Below are 17,796 nucleotides of genomic sequence, written 5' to 3'. Positions count from 1 at the left end.
ATGCTCCTGCCCAAAGCTTTTCCTGATGAACTTTTCTTTAGTCGAGTTATTCGCTTTGCTACTATTTCTGGATTAAAGGGTAAAGAGTTTAATAAAATATATCTTGCTGAGGAGAGGGCCTCCATACACCCCTTTTTGACATCGAATCTAAAAAAACTTTCAGCCCTTACAGATGATGAACCGTACGAAATTTTATTTGGTCAGACATTGGCTCCAATATATATATTTTATTTGCCTAAGTACTCAAATAACATAATAAAATTTATGTTGAGTAATGATAGCGCGAGATCAATAAGGGAAAGTCAGCTCCCATCATTTGGTGCAGGTTCTTCGCTATGCTTGAAATGGTGTCAAGAGTGCGCCTGTAGCGATATAAATCAATATGGAGTTGCTTATTGGCATAGATCGCATCAAATCCCTGGAGTCTCTTCTTGTGGTATACATCCAGTTCTCTTAGAGAGAATTGACTTACATAATCGTCAACGAATTAGCCTTGGGATGTTACCATCAGTAACCTGCCGTGCTAAAGAAGCATCTAGTGTTGAATATAAAGTAGGTAAGTTTGGATATGATCTTTTAAGAAAGATCAAATGGCCTATTCCGTTAATAGATATTTCTTCAAAATATCGCTATAAATTGCAAAGTATGGGCCTGGTAACGAATAGTGGCCGTATTAGGCGTCTAAAATTAATGCAAAATTTTTATGTATTTTCACAAAACTATCGACCATTTTATAATAGCTCGCTCCCCAAATCGTCTGAAGACTTCAGATATATTTCTCAACTTTTAGTCCCAGGAGAAAACCATAATCCCTTCCAGCATATTTTTTTCTCAAGCTGGCTTTTTTCTACCTTCCAGCAATTATTAGAGGGTCATAATAGTGTAGAGTTTGAGTTTAAGACCCGTAAAAAGGAATTTGCTAAGAGGACGAAAAGGAGGGAGAGGAAATGTGTTGAGCTTCTACGAAGCAGGTCGCTTAACGAAACTTCTAAAATTACAGGAAGAAGTAGAACTTATCTGAAAAGACTTGCAGCGCTCCACAATATCCCCTTGAATCTTAAGCCGCGAAAAATATCTAAGGCCTGTATAGATGAAATTATTCGCCTAGGGTATACAAGGATGAACCGGCATCGAATAGCTACAATCTGCAAAATTGGTGTAGGATCAGTAGAGCAAGTTATCTCAACTCACCCTGAACTAGTAACTTATCGTAAACGATGCCATATGGAGTCAATGCGACGTCGCTATAGACTAAAAATTCTTAAATATTACAAATTACACCCTAAAGCAATTCGTAAAGATATTAAGTTTCACTGTAATAAAGCCTTTTATTGGTTGTATTTATATGATCGTGAGTGGCTAGAGGTTGCTCTACCTAAACCTCTAAAGGCTAAAGGGAGGTATCCTAAAAAATAGAGGAAATATTTATTCATTGAGAGGTGCAGGGAGGCCTAAGGGATGTTTATAACCATACTTCTTGCGGAACTCATACCTTTGTATATTTAGCCAAGTAATGGTGCACCTTTTTGTAAAATCAATATAGTTATTGCTGTTAATTACCATTCTTGAATGATCGCTTTCACGAGAACTAGCTATAACGCCTGAAATTGAACAATCAGTGAAAGAATCTATATTCCATCGGGCACAAGATGCGCAGGTTTCTTTTTTATCTTTAAGTACAGGGAACTCCATTCCCCATTGTCTAACTTTTATAATTTCAAGATCTTCTTTTTCGAAGTTTTTAATGTTTTTGTAGTTTGATTTTAATTCTTTGCTGTACACATCATAAAAGCTCAATAGACAATACCTCTTTAATCTTGCTCTTAAGAGGTTTAGGTCGCCCGTGGGTTCTGCTAGTCTCCTATCAGAAAACCTTTCAATGTAATCTTTCTGATAGGATAAAGTCTGAACAAAATATTTTATGTAGCTTAATTTTGCACAGGGAGAAAAATAAAGTTTCCACTTCTTTATGGGGTCCAGATAATATTTATTGCTGTCTACTTCTGAAGTTAAGTGTTTTATTGAGTTGGATACTTTCTCCCAGTTAGCCGATAAAACACTTAAAATCACGTTTTTAATTTTGTTTTTTACTGAAGGAGTTCTTTTGATTTGCCATAACGGACAGTTATGCTTTTCGCAATATGATATATATAACCACTTGCTTTCGAAAAACGCATGACCCTGATTTGCAAGTTTTTCTTCAATACACTTTTTACAAAACTTAATAGGTATTCGTTTTCCAGTAAATTGCCCATGAGAGTAGTTAAGAATTTGTGGGAAGCCTTTAAAATGTGTAAATCTATTTCTGCTAAAAGTGTCCTCTGTTCCGATAGAGTAAGTAGAGTCAAAAATATCAATCAGTACTTTCTCGGGATAAAAAGTGAAATATTTTTTGGCTGTATCCGGAATTGAAGGGTACTCTCTCCATCCACCCCCGCCAGCTATTAAGCTATTTATATTCCGAAACCCAGCTTTTATAAAAACTCTTAATATAAAGGAATGGATGGATTCATCCGGCTGTTGCAATGCTCTAAGCATGGTTATACCATATTGTCAATATAGAAATATTGTGTGGATTGTAGTTTCTCTATCTAGCTTGCTGATAAGTTTTTTCTGAGAGCTATAGAGTTTCATAAATATACACACATATATTTTGAAATGCCTATTATTTTTTATGAATACCTACTGACATACCAAGAAATCTAATATTTAATAATTAAAAGTACTTAAAGGACATGTTATTGTTTCCATATAGTATATCCCTTGAAAAATTTCCAATACTCTATTGAGCCACGTCAATTGATGTCGGGCTCATTCTCAATATTTCACTCTGTTTATATGTATATTATAATTTTTGTATGCTAATGATTTTTTTCATTTTTAAAAAATACTATAGGGTTTAGCATGGTTTTTCAGAATTGCTTCAATGGTATTAAGCGCCTGCTGATTGTAGATCTTGAGGCAACTTGTTGGAATGATCGCCCACTATCTGTTGGGGTAATGGAGGTCATTGAATTCGGACTTGTACTGACTACTTTGGATGGTGACATCTTAGCTAGTCATAGTCAATTTGTTAGACCAGTGATTAATCCGAAACTTAGTAAGTTTTGCAGTGAGCTTACAGGTATCAAAAATAGCATGGTGGCTAGTGCGCCTGATTTTAGAGAAAGCACGAGTCTCCTTAACCTATGGTTATCTCATTATGAGTATCAAGCCTGGGCTAGCTGGGGGGAATACGATTGGAAGCAGATCAAAGTAGAGCTGACACGGCACGGTTGCGCGCCAGATTTTTTTGCTAAACCGCATATCAACCTGAAAGCAGTATGGCAAGAAAAGACAGGTAAGAAGCGTCGTTCAGGACTTGGATCTGCTCTACAGTCTCTCGGTATTGTCTTTGAAGGTCAGCAGCATCGCGGTGTGGATGATGCACGTAATATTTCGAGAATACTTCCTTACTTGACTATTTAAAAAATGTATCGTTGGTTTGATTCGAATAGGTGATGTACTTATTATAAATATAATTTTGATTGTATAAGAGGCTTAACCTCTGCCTTTCATGTCATAGAAATTTGTGTCATCTATTCATAGATGGCTATTGTATTTTATGACTCTTAATCTTTTATTGCGGGAAGATCAAGAGTACTCGATTTAATATTATTTAGATACTCCACTTTGATTGGTTGTTGATATGAAAGTTAAATTAGTTTATATGATTATGTAACCCTGGGTTTGTTTAAAAAGATTGTTTTATATTTTCTGGGATTCATTAGGGATATCGTATCTAAAGGAAATGATGCCCACCATATCTCCTATAGTGGCAGTTAAGTTACATATTTAGATCTCAAACTAGAGCTAGAGTTGGTATACTTTATCAGCTTAATTCTAAGGTATTACATTTACCTAAGCCCTTTGCTCGAATCCGTTTAACATTGATATTTATTAAATGACGGATCACGAAGCGAAATAGTAATTTCTTAATGCCAGTTAAATTACTTCCATAGAGCAGATAAAAATCATCAGGTTGCGTATAAACTCCGAAATCGTCTGCGATACCTTCTTTCTGTATAAATGTATCTTTATCCTCCCAGTCAATGGGTGGGTTTTGTAGGCATTTTGTGGCAATACCATAGCCTTTAAACTCAGAGCATTGGTTACGAAACCCTTCTTGGACTTTGTTCAGGTATGGGCGGTCGATAATATATCCTTCAAGGTTGATCCACCTATCATTTGAATATACTTCCACCCAGCTGTGGATAATTCGTTCAGGTACGATATAGAATAGATAACTAGGTATAGCACCTTTCTGAAGGTCTTTAAAAATAGTAAATCCATGAATGCGTGTAGGAATGCCAACAGCGCGAAGCAAAGCCATTAGCAATGTTCCTTTAGTGTTACATTGTCCGTACCCGTCTTTCAGTACCCTGCTAGCTGGAATACGATCATCACTATTGTAACCAAATAAAATATCATCACGAACAAACTTATAGATGGCACCAATGGCGTCATACTGAGATAGCTTACGCCATTTCTTATTTTCAATTAACATCTGAATGGTTTTATTCTCAAAGTCAAGCATAGGGGTTTCTGATAAGTATTCACGAGTAAGTGTCTTCATTCATTTGTTCTCCAAGGTAAGTTATAATGTGGGCATATTTAAACTCTGCCCTCTCGTATAATTGAATAAACTTCCTAAGACTTCACGAAAGCTCTCTTATCAAAATCATTCCTAAATGAATGTCGCATAGACTTTTATTTGGGTCGCTTATTCAAAGTTAACCCCCCACTTTCACGCAAGGTTAACGGTAGCTAAAAGAAATCGAATTTATCCAATGACTTTAACATTAGTATTATGGTCTCGCATCCTGATTAATTGAAGAATATAGCCCTTCTAAAGCTCTACCTTACCAACTAAAATTCCGTAGACTATGGGGCTGATAGACCCCTTACTAGTGTAAGTGTCACTATCTGTAAGTCGAGCCTTCTAGAGGCTGACTCCTCACTTGGATAGAAGGTGTGACCAAATAGATACTTTAGGATTAATGATAACTTTAAGGCAGTGAGCTTAGTTGAGGCATTTGGATTTACTTGCTAAAATCGCAGTCAGTAGATTCTGGTCTCCCTGTAACCTTTATGAATGTAGTTCGACTATCATTTTTGTTGATTGTACTTATGGTCTTTCAGACCGCAGGTGCATTCTATGATAGCCATGAAGAAGTTCAGGAGGTAACGAATCACCTGTCTCTACATCATGATGAAGATCTGCTCGGAAATTTACCGTTTCAACCGGACAGTTCCTTTTCTGATTTAAGTTTACAGGCCCCCTCCAGTGGGGATGAGACTGACCAATCTTCACTTCTTCTGGATTTATGTAATCACTGCTGTCATTGCCATGGAAGTACGTGTACCGTTCTGGTAGGTCAATCACTACACTCTACTCTGAACGGAATCGTGAATTATCGAGAATTCGGCAATACACGTGTTCCCAGTGGTTATTTTACGCCTCTACTCCGCCCACCTATAACCCAAGTCTGATTGCTCCAATACCGCGCGAGTAAGGAGAGCTACTAGGCCCCTTGCGCGAATAAAAACTGACTTGGGAGATACCCATGGATTTTTACTGCACGCTCACTGAGAGTGTGATTCGTCGTCGTGCCATATTCCAGTTGATGGTGGCGATAATGTATTTAGCTGCGCAATCAGTATCCGCGCAGGAGGGGGATTTACTGACATTACCGGATGCGATTGAGCTGACGCTCGCACAGAATCCGGAGCTTGCGGTATTCCCATTACAGAGAAGAGGTCTAGATGGTGCTGAAGAGACAGCAGCACTTAGGCCTGCGTTAAGCCTAGGAGGTGAGGCTCAATACAAGAACTTTGGTGATGGTGGCTCCAATAATGCGCCAGATCCCGAGGATGATGCCGACAATGAGCTTGAATTGACGGTAACTTTATCGTCCGTAATTGAGCTAGGGGATAAACGTAGAGCTCGAATAGATGTAGTCAATGCCCAGCGTAATTTACTGATCGCGGATGAGCAAGCTAAGGCGCTAGATCTTCTGGCAGAAGTTATCCGTCGCTATGCTCAGGTTCTTGCTGCCCAGGAATTAGTCGTATTGGCTGGAGAGAAGGTATTACTCGCACGTGAAACGCTAAGCGCTGTTAGCGCCAGAGTCAGCGCTGCTGCTAGCCCGGTTTCTGAACGCCTACGAGCGGAGTCCGCCCTGGAAAAAGCAAACCTCGCTAAGCAGACGGATGAGAGCATGCTAGTGTACTACAGGCATGCCTTATCGGCTCTGTGGGGACAGCCGAGTATAGATTATCGAGTAGACTCCAGTGAGCTCTATCGTTTTGAGCCCGGAGCTAGTTTTGACGAACTTTATGCGCGTGCACAGGAAAACCCAGCTATAGCGCGCTTTGCTTCCGAAGACCGTCTTAGAGCCTCACAGCTTCGCCTCACCCAGTCCAACTCTAAGCCTGATGTCGGGTGGTTTGCAGGTCTTCTCGTGAATCGGGCTGTTGACGAAACTACTGCTTTAGCTGGTTTCGAAGTTCCACTCTTTACTGCAAAACGCAATCGTGGTACCGAGCTAACAGCAATGACTGAGTTGGATGAGGTTATGCTCCGTCGCGAGGCGGCATTACTAAAACTTTATCCTCAGCTATTTCTTGCCGTTACCAGTCGCGAACTGGCCTTGGCTACTGTCTCCAGTTTGCAGGATTCTGTAATCCCTAAGCTTCGCGAGGCATTGGCTGAAGTAGATCGTGCCTATCGTCGTGGCCGGAGTTCTTATCTTGACTTAATTGTTGCTCGGGAAGAGTTACTTGATGCTGAACGTGCACGAATCGAAGCAGCGCGGTCTGTACTTCTTTTCGGCGCTGAGATTGAGCAGCTTACAGCAGGGCCTTTAGGTTCCGAGAGTGTAGGAAACGGAAAATAATTTTGGATTTAGATATGAGCAGATTAAGTAAAGTAATTCGCCTGGCAATATTATCCATATTCCTCATTTTCTCTGGATTTTGGATTGCAAGCCTGGGTCATGCAAATGGTGGTTATGATGAACATGTTAAGCAAGTTGAGGAGCCGGGCTCCAATAATAGCCATGATGAGCATGATGAACGGGAAGAGAAGAAATTCTCTAGTCATGGACATAATGATAACCATGGCGGACATGAAGACCATCGGGAGGAAAAGGGCCCCAATGGTGGCCGTTTACTGACTGAGGGGGATCTAACGGCTGAGTTGCTTATTTATGAAAGTGGTGTAAAGCCAGAGTTTCGAGCCTGGATTTCTCTGAATGGTAAACCTTTAGAGAATGCTCGTGTTTCCGTAGAGCTTGAAAGACTTGGCGGAAAAGTGGATCAAATACCCTTTGCCTGGGAGGATAGTGTTGGGTATTACCGCGGTGAAGGCGTAGTAAAGGAACCTCACTCCTTTGATGTTGCCGTTTCTGTTTTTTACAACGGGGAGCGCACAAGTTGGGATTATGAGTCCCATGAAGGTCGAGTGCAGATCTCTGAACAAATGGCAAAAAAGGCAGGCATTAAAACTGCAATTGCTGCTCCAGGTATAATTAAAGAAAGCGTTACCTTATATGGTAAAACTGCGATAGATCATCGTAACCTCAGTCATGTGCGTGCACGTTACCCAGGAACCGTAATCACTGTTAATAAAACGCTTGGCGATTTGGTAGCGAAAGGGGAAGAGCTTGCTACTATCGAATCCAATGACAGCTTGCAAATTTATCCACTGGTCGCTCCTATTAGCGGTCAGATAATTGATAAGCAAGCCAGCCAAGGTGAATTCAGTGGCGAACGGGTACTGTTTACCATAGCTAACTACGACCAGCTGTGGGCTGAGTTGCAAGTATTTCCGATGCGTCGCGATCAGATCAAATTAGGCCAACAGGTTTCAATTACAGCTGGTGACCGTTCTTTTGACTCAACTATCACCAGCCTTGCTCCGAGCAGTAATGGTCAGCCCTTCGCGATTGCAAGAGCGGTGATTGAAAACCCCAATGAACTCTGGACTACCGATCTAATGGTCCAAGGCCAAGTAGTAACCAATGAAAAATCTGTGCCTTTAGTGGTCGAGAATCGTGCGCTACAACCTTTCCGCGATTGGACGGTGGTATTTATCAAAGTGGGAGAAACCTATGAAATTCGTCCACTTAAACTGGGCCGTAGCGACGGCACTGTTACCGAAGTGTTGAGTGGTCTCAATGTGGGTGATCGCTATGTCACCGAGAACAGCTACCTGATCAAAGCGGATATTGAAAAGTCCGGCGCTGAACATAGCCATTAAATGAGGCCAGAAGATGATTGAAAGTATACTGCGCTTTTCAATTGAGCGGCGCTACTTTGTACTGTCCCTGATCTTTGTATTGGTGGGCCTGGGGGTTTGGAGTTATCAGAGACTTCCAATTGATGCGGTTCCAGATATCACCAATGTTCAGGTACAGATTAATACCGAGGCTCCTGGTTATTCACCTTTAGAGGCGGAGCAGCGGATTACTTACATTGTGGAGGCGGCACTCGCGGGCTTGCCTAATTTAGAATATACCCGTTCGCTCTCTCGCTACGGTTTGTCCCAAGTCACTGTTGTTTTTAAAGAGGGTACAGATCTCTATTTTGCTCGGAACTTAATTAATAGCCGTCTCAGTAGTATTAAAAGTCATTTGCCTCCGGAGTTAGAGCCTGAAATGGGTCCTATTGCTACCGGACTCGGTGAGATTTTTATGTATACCGTGGAGGCTCTGCCTGGCGCCACCCAGCCCAATGGGCAGCCTTACGACGCTACTTCACTGAGGGAAATTCAAGATTGGATTATAAAACCGCAATTATCCTTAGTCCCCGGAGTTACTGAAGTTAATACCATCGGTGGCTATAACAAGCAGTATCACGTAACACCTGAACCCCGGCAGATGCTTAACTTTGGCGTATCCATGGAAGATATCGCCCTAGCGCTGCGTCGCAATAACGAAAGTCGCGGCGCTGGTTATTTGGAGGAGAATGGACGGCAACTTCTAGTGCGCTCACCTGGGCAGTTGCGAAATATTGCCGAAATTGAGGATGTGGTAATTACCAGTCGCGCCGGGGTGCCGGTTAAAATTTCGGATGTGGCCGAAGTGGCTATTGGAAAAGAGCTTCGCACCGGTGCAGCCACTCGCGATGGTGAAGAGACCGTATTGGGTACAGCCATGATGCTGGTCGGGGAAAACTCCCGGGAGGTAGCTCGAAGTGTGGCGGAAGCCTTAGAGCGAATAAAATCAACCGTGCCAGAAGGTATTAAGGTAGAGGCGGTTTACGATCGGACCACTCTGGTAGATAAAGCTATCGCTACAGTGCAAAAAAACCTTGTTGAGGGTGCGCTGCTGGTTATCGTGGTATTGTTCTTGTTGCTGGGAAATATTCGAGCTGCCTTTATTACTGCAGCAGTAATCCCGCTTTCCATGCTTGCGACCATTTTCGGCATGGTGCAAACGGGTGTTTCCGCCAACCTGATGAGTCTCGGAGCTCTTGACTTTGGCCTGATTGTCGATGGGGCCGTGATAATTGTGGAGAACGCGATTCGCCGACTTGCAGAAGCCCAGCATCGCAAGGGAGGCAAGCTGCCCCTACAAGAGCGTTTGGAGCTAGTATTCCAAGCTACCAACGAAGTGATTCGCCCAAGTTTGTTTGGTGTTTTGATCATTACCGTGGTGTATATCCCCCTATTTTCGCTTACAGGTGTGGAAGGGAAGATGTTCCACCCCATGGCTGCCACTGTAGTGATGGCATTACTCGCTGCATTGGTGCTTTCTTTAACCGTTGTGCCTGCAGCAGTTGCCGTTTTCCTGACAGGTAAAATCAGTGAAAAAGAAAACAAAGTTATTGTTGCGACCAAATCTTTATATAAACCATTGTTGATTGCTGCAATGAAAGTGCGGTGGTTAGTACTTTCTGGGGCTCTTGCATTAGTACTGTTCTGCAGCTGGCTTGCAACAACACTGGGCTCTGAATTTATTCCTCAGCTCAATGAGGGTGATATCGCACTACACGCCCTGCGTATTCCTGGTACTGGTTTAGAGCAATCTGTAGAAATGCAAAGCTTGTTGGAGCAGCGTATTAAGGAGTTTCCCCAGGTAGATAAAGTATTCGCAAAAATTGGTACACCAGAAGTAGCAACAGACCCAATGCCGCCAAATGTAGCCGACAACTTTGTGATTCTGAAACCACGTGACCAATGGCCTGATCCGAAATTGCCCCAGGAACAATTGGTTGCTGAAATCGAAAAAGCTGTGCGTCAGTTACCGGGAAATAACTACGAGTTCACCCAACCAATCCAAATGCGTTTTAATGAACTAATTTCCGGTGTACGTGCAGACCTAGGTATTAAAGTATTCGGTGATGATCTGGATCAGCTGGTGGCTTCTTCAAATGAAATTCTCGGTGTGTTAAATGGAATTGAGGGTGTTGCTGATGCTCGTGTAGAACAAGTGGAAGGTCTACCGATTCTATCAATAGTGCCAAAGAGAGTCGCACTCGCCCGCTATGGAATAGATCTGCAAACCTTGCAAAATTTGGTTTCAACGGCTATTGGAGGGGAAGAGGCTGGACTGATTTACGAAGGCGATCGCCGTTTTCATCTGGTAGTGCGTCTGCCGGAAGGCTTACGACGAGACTATGAGAACCTTGGGGATTTACCTGTTCCGTTACCCACTGATAGCCAATTAGGTAGCTATGTGCCCTTGTCAGAAGTTGCTAACTTGGAAATGACCCCTGCCCCCAACCAGATTAGCCGGGAAAATGGTAAGCGCCGTGTTGTGGTAACGGCCAACGTCCGTGACCGTGATTTGGGTTCCTTTGTTGAAGAGGCGAAGGGTCGTATTGATCAGCAGGTCTCTTTGCCTGCAGGTTATTGGCTAGTATACGGCGGCACTTTCGAGCAATTGGAGTCCGCCAGTACTCGCCTCTCGATAGTGGTTCCACTGACACTATTGGTAATTCTGGGGCTTCTGGTGATGGCCTTTGGTTCATTCAAGGATGCCTTAATTATTTTCAGTGGAGTACCCCTCGCGCTTACTGGAGGTGTCTTGTTCCTATGGTTGCGCGATATGCCTTTATCTATTTCTGCCGGAGTAGGATTTATTGCACTATCTGGTGTGGCGGTGTTAAACGGTTTGGTAATGCTCTCCTTCATTCGACAACTTCGACAGCAAGGTGGTGAGTTGCTCACATCTATTATCGATGGCGCTATGATCCGCCTGCGTCCAGTATTGATGACTGCGTTGGTTGCGAGTCTCGGTTTTGTTCCTATGGCTTTGAATGTAGGCACTGGAGCAGAGGTTCAAAGACCACTAGCTACGGTGGTGATTGGAGGCATAATTTCTTCTACTCTCCTAACCTTGTTTGTACTGCCATTGCTTTATCGGATAGTGCATGGAAGAGAGGGTATATTAAAAATAAAAACATAATTTACGATGCTCACCTTTGCCTATATTTAGGTAGGGGTGGGCAAAATTTTAATAAAAATATTTAAGTGTGCGCTGGTTCATTTTTGAGTATGAAAGAGATGGATACGTTTGATATTTACATTAGATAAGTAGAAAATAATAGATGTTTCTATTGTCTCAATAGAGTGACGGGGTTTTAGTGTGTAGGTTTAGTATGGGTTTACTGCTTGCAGATTTTTATTCTGGTTCAAAGGCAGCCTTTATAGATCCTAAATAGAGTGGACAGAAGTGCTGGTGCCCTTGATTTCTGATTTTAGTGAATTGTAATTTTACTTCTCATGAAGTTGACTTATAAATATGATCTGAGTTTTTTAAAAAAGACAGGAACTAGCCTTGAGCGAGACTTTGAAGTAAGTAATTGTTGATATTTAAAGCATAAATATCCCTAAGTGGAGTTCTGTTTAGAGAGGGCGTGAATATGTCTGAATGTGGTTGCGGTTTAGAGCAAGCAGATAAATTAGAGAGAAGCACTTTAATGGTGCTGCTAGTGATCAACGCAATTATGTTTGTGCTTGAATTAACTCTTGGATGGTTTGCTCAGTCAACAGGATTGATTGCAGACTCTCTGGATATGTTAGCTGATGCTGCTGTGTATGGGATTTCTTTATTTGTTGTAGGTAGAGGGGTTATATATCAAGCAAAGGCAGCTAATGTCAGTGGAATAATTCAAATTATATTGGGGTTGTGGGTGTTGTATGAGATTTGTAGGAGATCGCTTTTTGGCAGTGAGCCAGAAAGTATACTGATGATATCAATAGGGGCCTCTGCCTTGTTAGCAAATGTTGTTTGCCTCCTAATAATATCTAAGTATAGGGAAGGAGGGGTACATATGAGAGCTGCTTGGATTTTTTCAGCCAATGATGTTGTAGCAAATTTAGGAGTGATTATGTCAGGTCTACTAGTCGCGGTAATCGATAGTCGTTTCCCTGATCTTGCTATAGGCTTAATAATTTCAGCTGTTGTTATTCGAGGTGGTTTTTTGATTCTTAAAGAGGCGAGAGAGTCCACTCGAAAAGCCAAAATATCCTAAGTGACCTTAAGGTTTTAATAGTAATGAGTGATATCAGCTTCTTAGTGGCTTGTCTAAAATAGTTTGTAGATCAATGGAAGTCTTACCTGAAGATGCTTGTCACTAATTTATGAGAGCAAAAGATGCAGTGATCCCTTAAGGCTTGAGTTGGCGAACTTATGAGTGCTTTTCTCTCATAGAGCAGTTTTGTGTATCCATTTTAGTGCGTTATGACATGACGCACTTTTTTCACTTTTGACCTAGATGGTCTAGGCAGAAATTTTATTATTATATACTGCCGAATATTCCCTTACAGCCTCCAAAGGACCTAGTCAAAGTATTGTTGGTGTTGAATATCTTTCATTTGGGTATAGAAGCCTAAGAAATCCTCAAGTGTTTTTTCATAGCTCTAAATCTTTAGTCGACTATAACTAAAAATTGATACGTACCTTCTGTTGAAAAGAATATTGAGCCGCGGCATTAATGTCTACTAAGTGAGCTTCCTCGCAAAGTATGGTGCAATGCTTTAGATCGGTGATTTGATCTATATCTCTTCAGTCTTAAAGCAGTATGACAAATAGTTGTCGAGCAGCTGTTTCATCGAGTTAGATGTTTCAGAAAGTTCTCTGTCGCTCATATTCTATAGGTAATATTGGTAATGATAACGATTTTCAATTAAGTGTGTGGTTCTGTGCCTGTAAAAATTTATACTCTTCATAACTTCCGGCCTAGTGGATACTTTTGGTGGGAAAGTTGAGTTTAATAATTTAACCCTAAGTTAGGGCGAAGTATGGGGCTTAAATGGGGGGCTCGGAGCTGCTAGAAAGGTGCTCTGTTTCTATAGATACTAAATATCGCCATTGTTAGATGAAATAAGAGAATGTTACGTAGGTTGCGTGTGCCGTATGCTCTCTCATTTTGCAAAGTGCTCCTAAAGTTAGCTAGAAATCAGCTCTTATCCTCAGTCATATCTGCGAGATTTGGTATGCGCTTTATATGTGAAGCCGATTTTGTAGTGCTTCTGTAAACTGGCCAGCAAAGATAATGCTTTTCAGTTCATCTACGAATGTAGATAAATCTATCCCCGGTGCTCAGCTTTCAGCATTTTTAGTTTGGTGGATGCTTCTAAAGTGCCAGCTAAATAGCTATTTCCCTACGGTAATAAAATGTGTAAGCACGATTGGGTATTTCTGAGGGATGTCTAAAGCGGTATTCTGGTTTTTTGTGTGTTGAAAATGGCCATTGCTTCTGTGGTTTTAATTGTGCAATAGGGAATCTCGCAATGATAATGCGGATGATTTTTTGTTAATAGTTAAAAAATAAAGAGTAATAAATAGATTATCATGGACGAATTTCATAAATTAGACTGAGTTTTGTATTTTAGTCATGAGAATTAATGGCGTTTAGTTGGTGCAGGTAAAAGAAAAGGAGGTGGAAGTACAGTTGCGCCTTACTTGGTACTATTCTCCTTAAAGTGGATTGTTGTAATAAAAAAATATCCAATAAATTACTTTGGGTTGCGGGGCGTATTGTTAATTGTGGTGTGGTTTATGTGAATGTGATGTGTCAATCTTTACTTAAAAATACGAATTTTCTGCTGAAAAATAGCAGGGAGATTAAAGATTGAGGAAAAACGACAGTGTACGCTTGAATGTTTGTGCGAATTTACGCTACCCCTAAGATGGAATTAATTCCAGTAAGCTTGTCATCAAATAGTTTATATTTGTTAATTGACTGGTCACAATATGTTACCAAAATATAAGCTGTGATTTGCTGTAATTGGCGGCAAGGAGCTTTCTTGGGTTTCCCGTTGGGAGTCGGAGTTAGGTGTGAGTGCAAGCTTCAATAGTAAAAAAAATACGCATAAAACCTGTTCGTTTTGTTGTGAGCTCATGATCGCAGGATGATTTTCATGTGATTGGCGGACCGATTGTTCTGGCTAATTTTTAGAGGTAATTTGAAGGGGTAAGATTGTAAGCGGGTGTAAGTGAGATGGGCTGGTCATGTAGCAAAAAAAAACCATACTGCGCGGCAAGAAAAATAAAAAAATAAAGAAAATTACTTTGAAGTGATTGTTAAAATTTCTAATGTGTTTAATATTTCTCTCGGAAAATAATAAATAGAATCGATGAGTAGAGACTCTTGATGGTGGTCAAAGATTTACCCGGCAGATTTACCCGGCAGATTTACCCGGCAGATTTACCCGGCAGATTTACCCGGCAGATTTACCCGGCAGGTTTACTCGGCAGGTTTACCCGGCAGGTTTACCCGGCAGGTTTACCCGGCAGGTTTACCCGGCAGGTTTACCCGGCATGATTCCCGGACGGGTGGTCTTTCAGTCGAGTTCTAAATTCTCTGATGTTTAAACCATTCTTAATTCAAGCTTTGAGGTTTTTGTTAAGTTTTTTGATATATATCAGCTTGATTAAAACAGTAAAAAAATAGCCTAAATGCCTCCGCATAGACGATTGAGGCCGTGTCTTATTTGACTTTAAAAACGGAGATTGAAATGTCGATACAGTTACAAAACATACTCAAGGAAAACGGGTTAGACCCTTTAAAGGTGGCACTGTCATCTGTGGCGGAACTCTATTCGATGACAGAGGATAACTTACTGGATTTCAAGACAGGCTTGATCCATGAGGCATTCGCTTATCACTATGAGAACAATGCTTTTTTCCGCTCCGCTTGCGATAGCAAAGGAGTGACACCGGATATGATCTCAACTCCAGCTGACCTGATCAAAATACCTCTGATTCCCATTGAGCTTTTTAAATCAAACGATAGCCATAAGTTACTTTCAGTCAGCCTACGTGATGTAGAGCTAGAAATGCGAAGCACAGGTACCTCTGGTATTCCCAGCGTTTCGCGCCGCTGCGCAGACACCGTTGACAATGCGGTGCTGGGGATTTACTCGATGTATCGCGAATTCCTAAAGATCTCCAAAGGTGCCGGCCTTTATCTTTGCCCCTCAACCGAGGAAATTCCTGAAATGGGCATGATCAAGGCGCTCAATATGCTCGCAGGTCTACTGGACACTCATAGATTCATGGTTCGGCAAGAATCTTTTAAGCCCGAAGAGGCCTTAGAACAGCTTGAGGATTGGAATGATAAATTCAGTCGCCATTTGATTGGTCCTCCATTCCTGATCAATCGTTTTATCAGCTACCTCAAAGCTACCAACACCCGAATTAAACTCGATAAGAGTAGTTACATCATCACTCTTGGGGGGTGGAAGCGCTTCTCAGGCCAGATGTTGTCACGTGCAGAATTCAACAGTGAATGTATCGAGTACTTGGGCGTTGAAGAGAGCCAGATCCGTGATATCTACGCCTTGGTTGAATCCAATGTCATTGCTATTGACGATGAGTATGGAATCAAGCATGTCTCCCCCTTCGTTCATTTCTCGGTAAGAGACCCCAAACAACTAGATCGAGAGGTCGAACCGGGCCAGACCGGCCAATTGGCAATTCTTGACCCTCTCGCACGTTCGACGCCTGGTTTCATGCTTACTGAGGACTTGGTGCGACTGTTGCCTGAAGCGAGTCGTTCGGGAAGAAGTGGTCAACGCATGCAGTATGTAATGCGCCTACCTGAGTCAAAAGAATTTGGTTGCTGTGCGGTTAATTTAGATAAGCGGCTTGAAGATTTGGACGCAGAGCAGGCTGCTAGCGGCAGTTGTCCAGTCGTCGCCTAATTACAGCTGTCCAAGATGGAGCTACAACATGTACAACGACATCATCATTGACAACTTTTCCGACCCGGCTCATGTCGGTGATATCAACGAACCCAATTACGAATATGAAATTGGCAATCCAGTATGTGGAGATCGGATTCGCGTTCAGATCAACATCACCAATGGACTGATTGACAGTGCTCGCTTTAGAGCTTGGGGTTGCGCTACTTCGGTGGCGACGGCCAACATTTTCTGTGCCTCGCTTGAGGGGTTGGCACCGGAACAGCTTGCCGGGAGAACAAGTAGCGAAATAGAAGGCATGCTTGGTGAACTAGAGCCATCACAACACCATTGTGTTGAGATTTTGCAGCAGCTTCATCATAGGTTGCTGAGCTTAGTTGGCAAAGATTGTCGGGAGGTGATGCCATGACAAATGCTCACTCGATTGAGGGTTACTTCGACTACAACGCCACAACCCCGGTGTCGGAGGCTGTAGCTACGGCTATGTCCTCTGCGCTTCGGCTCTTTGCTAATCCATCTGGGCGTACGCTTCCTTCGACCAGTAATCGTGAGCTAATCCAGCGAGCAAAGACCCATGTCGCTAGCCTACTGGGTACCGCGCCGGAAAAAGTTTTCTTTACCTCCGGCGGTTCTGAAGCCAATAACTGGGCTATTAAAGGAAGCCTGATGAACGACCTGGGTAGGGCCGGCCATATCCTAACCACGGCGATTGAGCACCCTTCAGTTCTAGAAACTATCCGATACTGCGCCCACCAATTCGGATTCGAAGTCACCTGCTTGAAGCCGGGACCGAGCGGCGCCGTCAGTTTTGAGGCTGTCGCTGAAGCTATCCGGCCTGACACCAGGTTGATTTCCATGATGTATGCGAACAATGAAACCGGCGTTATTCAACCTGTGGATCAGGTGGCAAGGCTGACCCGCTCCCGAGGCATTCCGTTCCATGTCGACGCAGTGCAAGCAGTAGGTAAGCGGCCTCTTGATGTCGAGGCATTAGGTGCTGATTTTGTTTCTTTTTCCGCACACAAATTCTATGGTCCCAAGGGTATTGGCGGCCTATATATCCAGAATATAGATCGCATATCTCCCTTGATTCATGGTGGTGGACAAGAGATGGCAATGCGCTCTGGTACCGAGAATTTGGTCGCTATCGCCGGACTCGGTGAGGCTGCTGACGAATGTCGCAGGGAGCTTGAGTACTGGGACCATCACTGTCTGAAGTGCAAACAGCACTTGATCGAACAGCTTGGCAAATCCTCTATCGAAACACATATCAATGGTGCTAGTCATTATGAGGGGGCGATTTCCAATACCTTAAACCTATCGATTCCAGGCATTCGGGGTGAGGCGCTTGCTCTGTTAATGGAAAAGAAAGATGGGATTGTGGTGTCGATTGGCTCTGCATGCAGTAACAACAAGACCCGTCAACTATCGCCTGTATTACAAGGAATGGGGCTAAGTGATGAAGAAATACAAAGTGCGATCAGGATTAGCTTCGGCCGCTTTACCAGCCTTGATGATATAGATCGTTTTGTTGATTCATTGCAGCGGTGCGTGGCACAGCTCAAAAGCATGAGCTTTAAAGGGTGAGGAGTTGGGCT

At 42.6% G+C, this 17,796-nt stretch carries 11 protein-coding genes; 9 read left to right on the top strand and 2 right to left on the bottom strand.

Translation table 11 applies throughout. From position 1 onward, the window contains the following. Positions 1 to 1,416 carry a TnsD family Tn7-like transposition protein gene (locus ACJJI7_RS01340; protein WP_444901104.1) on the top strand — a complete coding sequence of 472 codons (1,416 nt, stop codon included), beginning with the start codon at positions 1 to 3 and terminating at the stop codon, positions 1,414 to 1,416. A gap of 9 nt (positions 1,417 to 1,425) precedes the next feature. Here the strand turns inward: ACJJI7_RS01340 and ACJJI7_RS01335 are convergent, their stop codons facing one another. Beyond that, the gene (locus ACJJI7_RS01335; protein ID WP_444901105.1) at positions 1,426 to 2,538 is read right to left on the bottom strand and encodes a hypothetical protein; all 1,113 of its coding nucleotides are present in this window, start codon (positions 2,536 to 2,538) and stop codon (positions 1,426 to 1,428) included. A 366-nt stretch (positions 2,539 to 2,904) separates the two neighbouring features. On the opposite strand from ACJJI7_RS01335, the gene ACJJI7_RS01330 reads away from it, so the two are divergent. Beyond that, on the top strand, positions 2,905 to 3,468 hold the full coding sequence (locus tag ACJJI7_RS01330; RefSeq protein WP_444901106.1) for a 3'-5' exonuclease: 564 nt from the start codon (positions 2,905 to 2,907) through the stop codon (positions 3,466 to 3,468). 403 nt (positions 3,469 to 3,871) lie between these two features. On the opposite strand, the gene ACJJI7_RS01325 is transcribed toward ACJJI7_RS01330, so the two are convergent. Further along, positions 3,872 to 4,615 (bottom strand): transglutaminase-like domain-containing protein, encoded by a 744-nt coding sequence (locus ACJJI7_RS01325; RefSeq protein ID WP_152454492.1) that lies wholly within the window; start codon positions 4,613 to 4,615, stop codon positions 3,872 to 3,874. Positions 4,616 to 5,606: 991 nt separating this feature from the next. Here ACJJI7_RS01325 and ACJJI7_RS01320 point away from each other — a divergent pair. From ACJJI7_RS01320 to ACJJI7_RS01290, 7 genes are all read left to right on the top strand, one after another. Continuing rightward, positions 5,607 to 6,938: a TolC family protein gene (locus tag ACJJI7_RS01320; protein WP_444901107.1), complete on the top strand. Its 1,332-nt coding sequence runs from the start codon at positions 5,607 to 5,609 to the stop codon at positions 6,936 to 6,938. Between the two features lie 14 nt (positions 6,939 to 6,952). Next, complete coding sequence (locus tag ACJJI7_RS01315; RefSeq protein WP_444901108.1) at positions 6,953 to 8,302, top strand: efflux RND transporter periplasmic adaptor subunit; 1,350 nt, start codon at positions 6,953 to 6,955, stop codon at positions 8,300 to 8,302. Between the two features lie 13 nt (positions 8,303 to 8,315). Next, the gene (locus tag ACJJI7_RS01310; protein ID WP_444901109.1) at positions 8,316 to 11,453 is read left to right on the top strand and encodes an efflux RND transporter permease subunit; all 3,138 of its coding nucleotides are present in this window, start codon (positions 8,316 to 8,318) and stop codon (positions 11,451 to 11,453) included. A gap of 457 nt (positions 11,454 to 11,910) precedes the next feature. Beyond that, positions 11,911 to 12,522: a cation efflux transmembrane domain-containing protein gene (locus ACJJI7_RS01305; protein WP_444902624.1), complete on the top strand. Its 612-nt coding sequence runs from the start codon at positions 11,911 to 11,913 to the stop codon at positions 12,520 to 12,522. 2,488 nt (positions 12,523 to 15,010) lie between these two features. Continuing rightward, positions 15,011 to 16,198: a LuxE/PaaK family acyltransferase gene (locus tag ACJJI7_RS01300; RefSeq protein WP_152454489.1), complete on the top strand. Its 1,188-nt coding sequence runs from the start codon at positions 15,011 to 15,013 to the stop codon at positions 16,196 to 16,198. A 28-nt stretch (positions 16,199 to 16,226) separates the two neighbouring features. Next, positions 16,227 to 16,607, top strand: coding sequence for an iron-sulfur cluster assembly scaffold protein (locus ACJJI7_RS01295; RefSeq protein ID WP_152454488.1), 381 nt, complete (start codon positions 16,227 to 16,229; stop codon positions 16,605 to 16,607). Next, complete coding sequence (locus tag ACJJI7_RS01290) at positions 16,604 to 17,785, top strand: cysteine desulfurase family protein (protein WP_152454487.1); 1,182 nt, start codon at positions 16,604 to 16,606, stop codon at positions 17,783 to 17,785. Before ACJJI7_RS01295 ends, ACJJI7_RS01290 begins: the two co-directional genes overlap by 4 nt. Positions 17,786 to 17,796 lie beyond the last annotated feature (11 nt).

The organism is Microbulbifer variabilis (assembly GCF_056232115.1).
The sequence above is the reverse complement of the archived record's forward strand: the minus strand, read 5'-3'. Positions and strand labels throughout refer to the sequence as shown.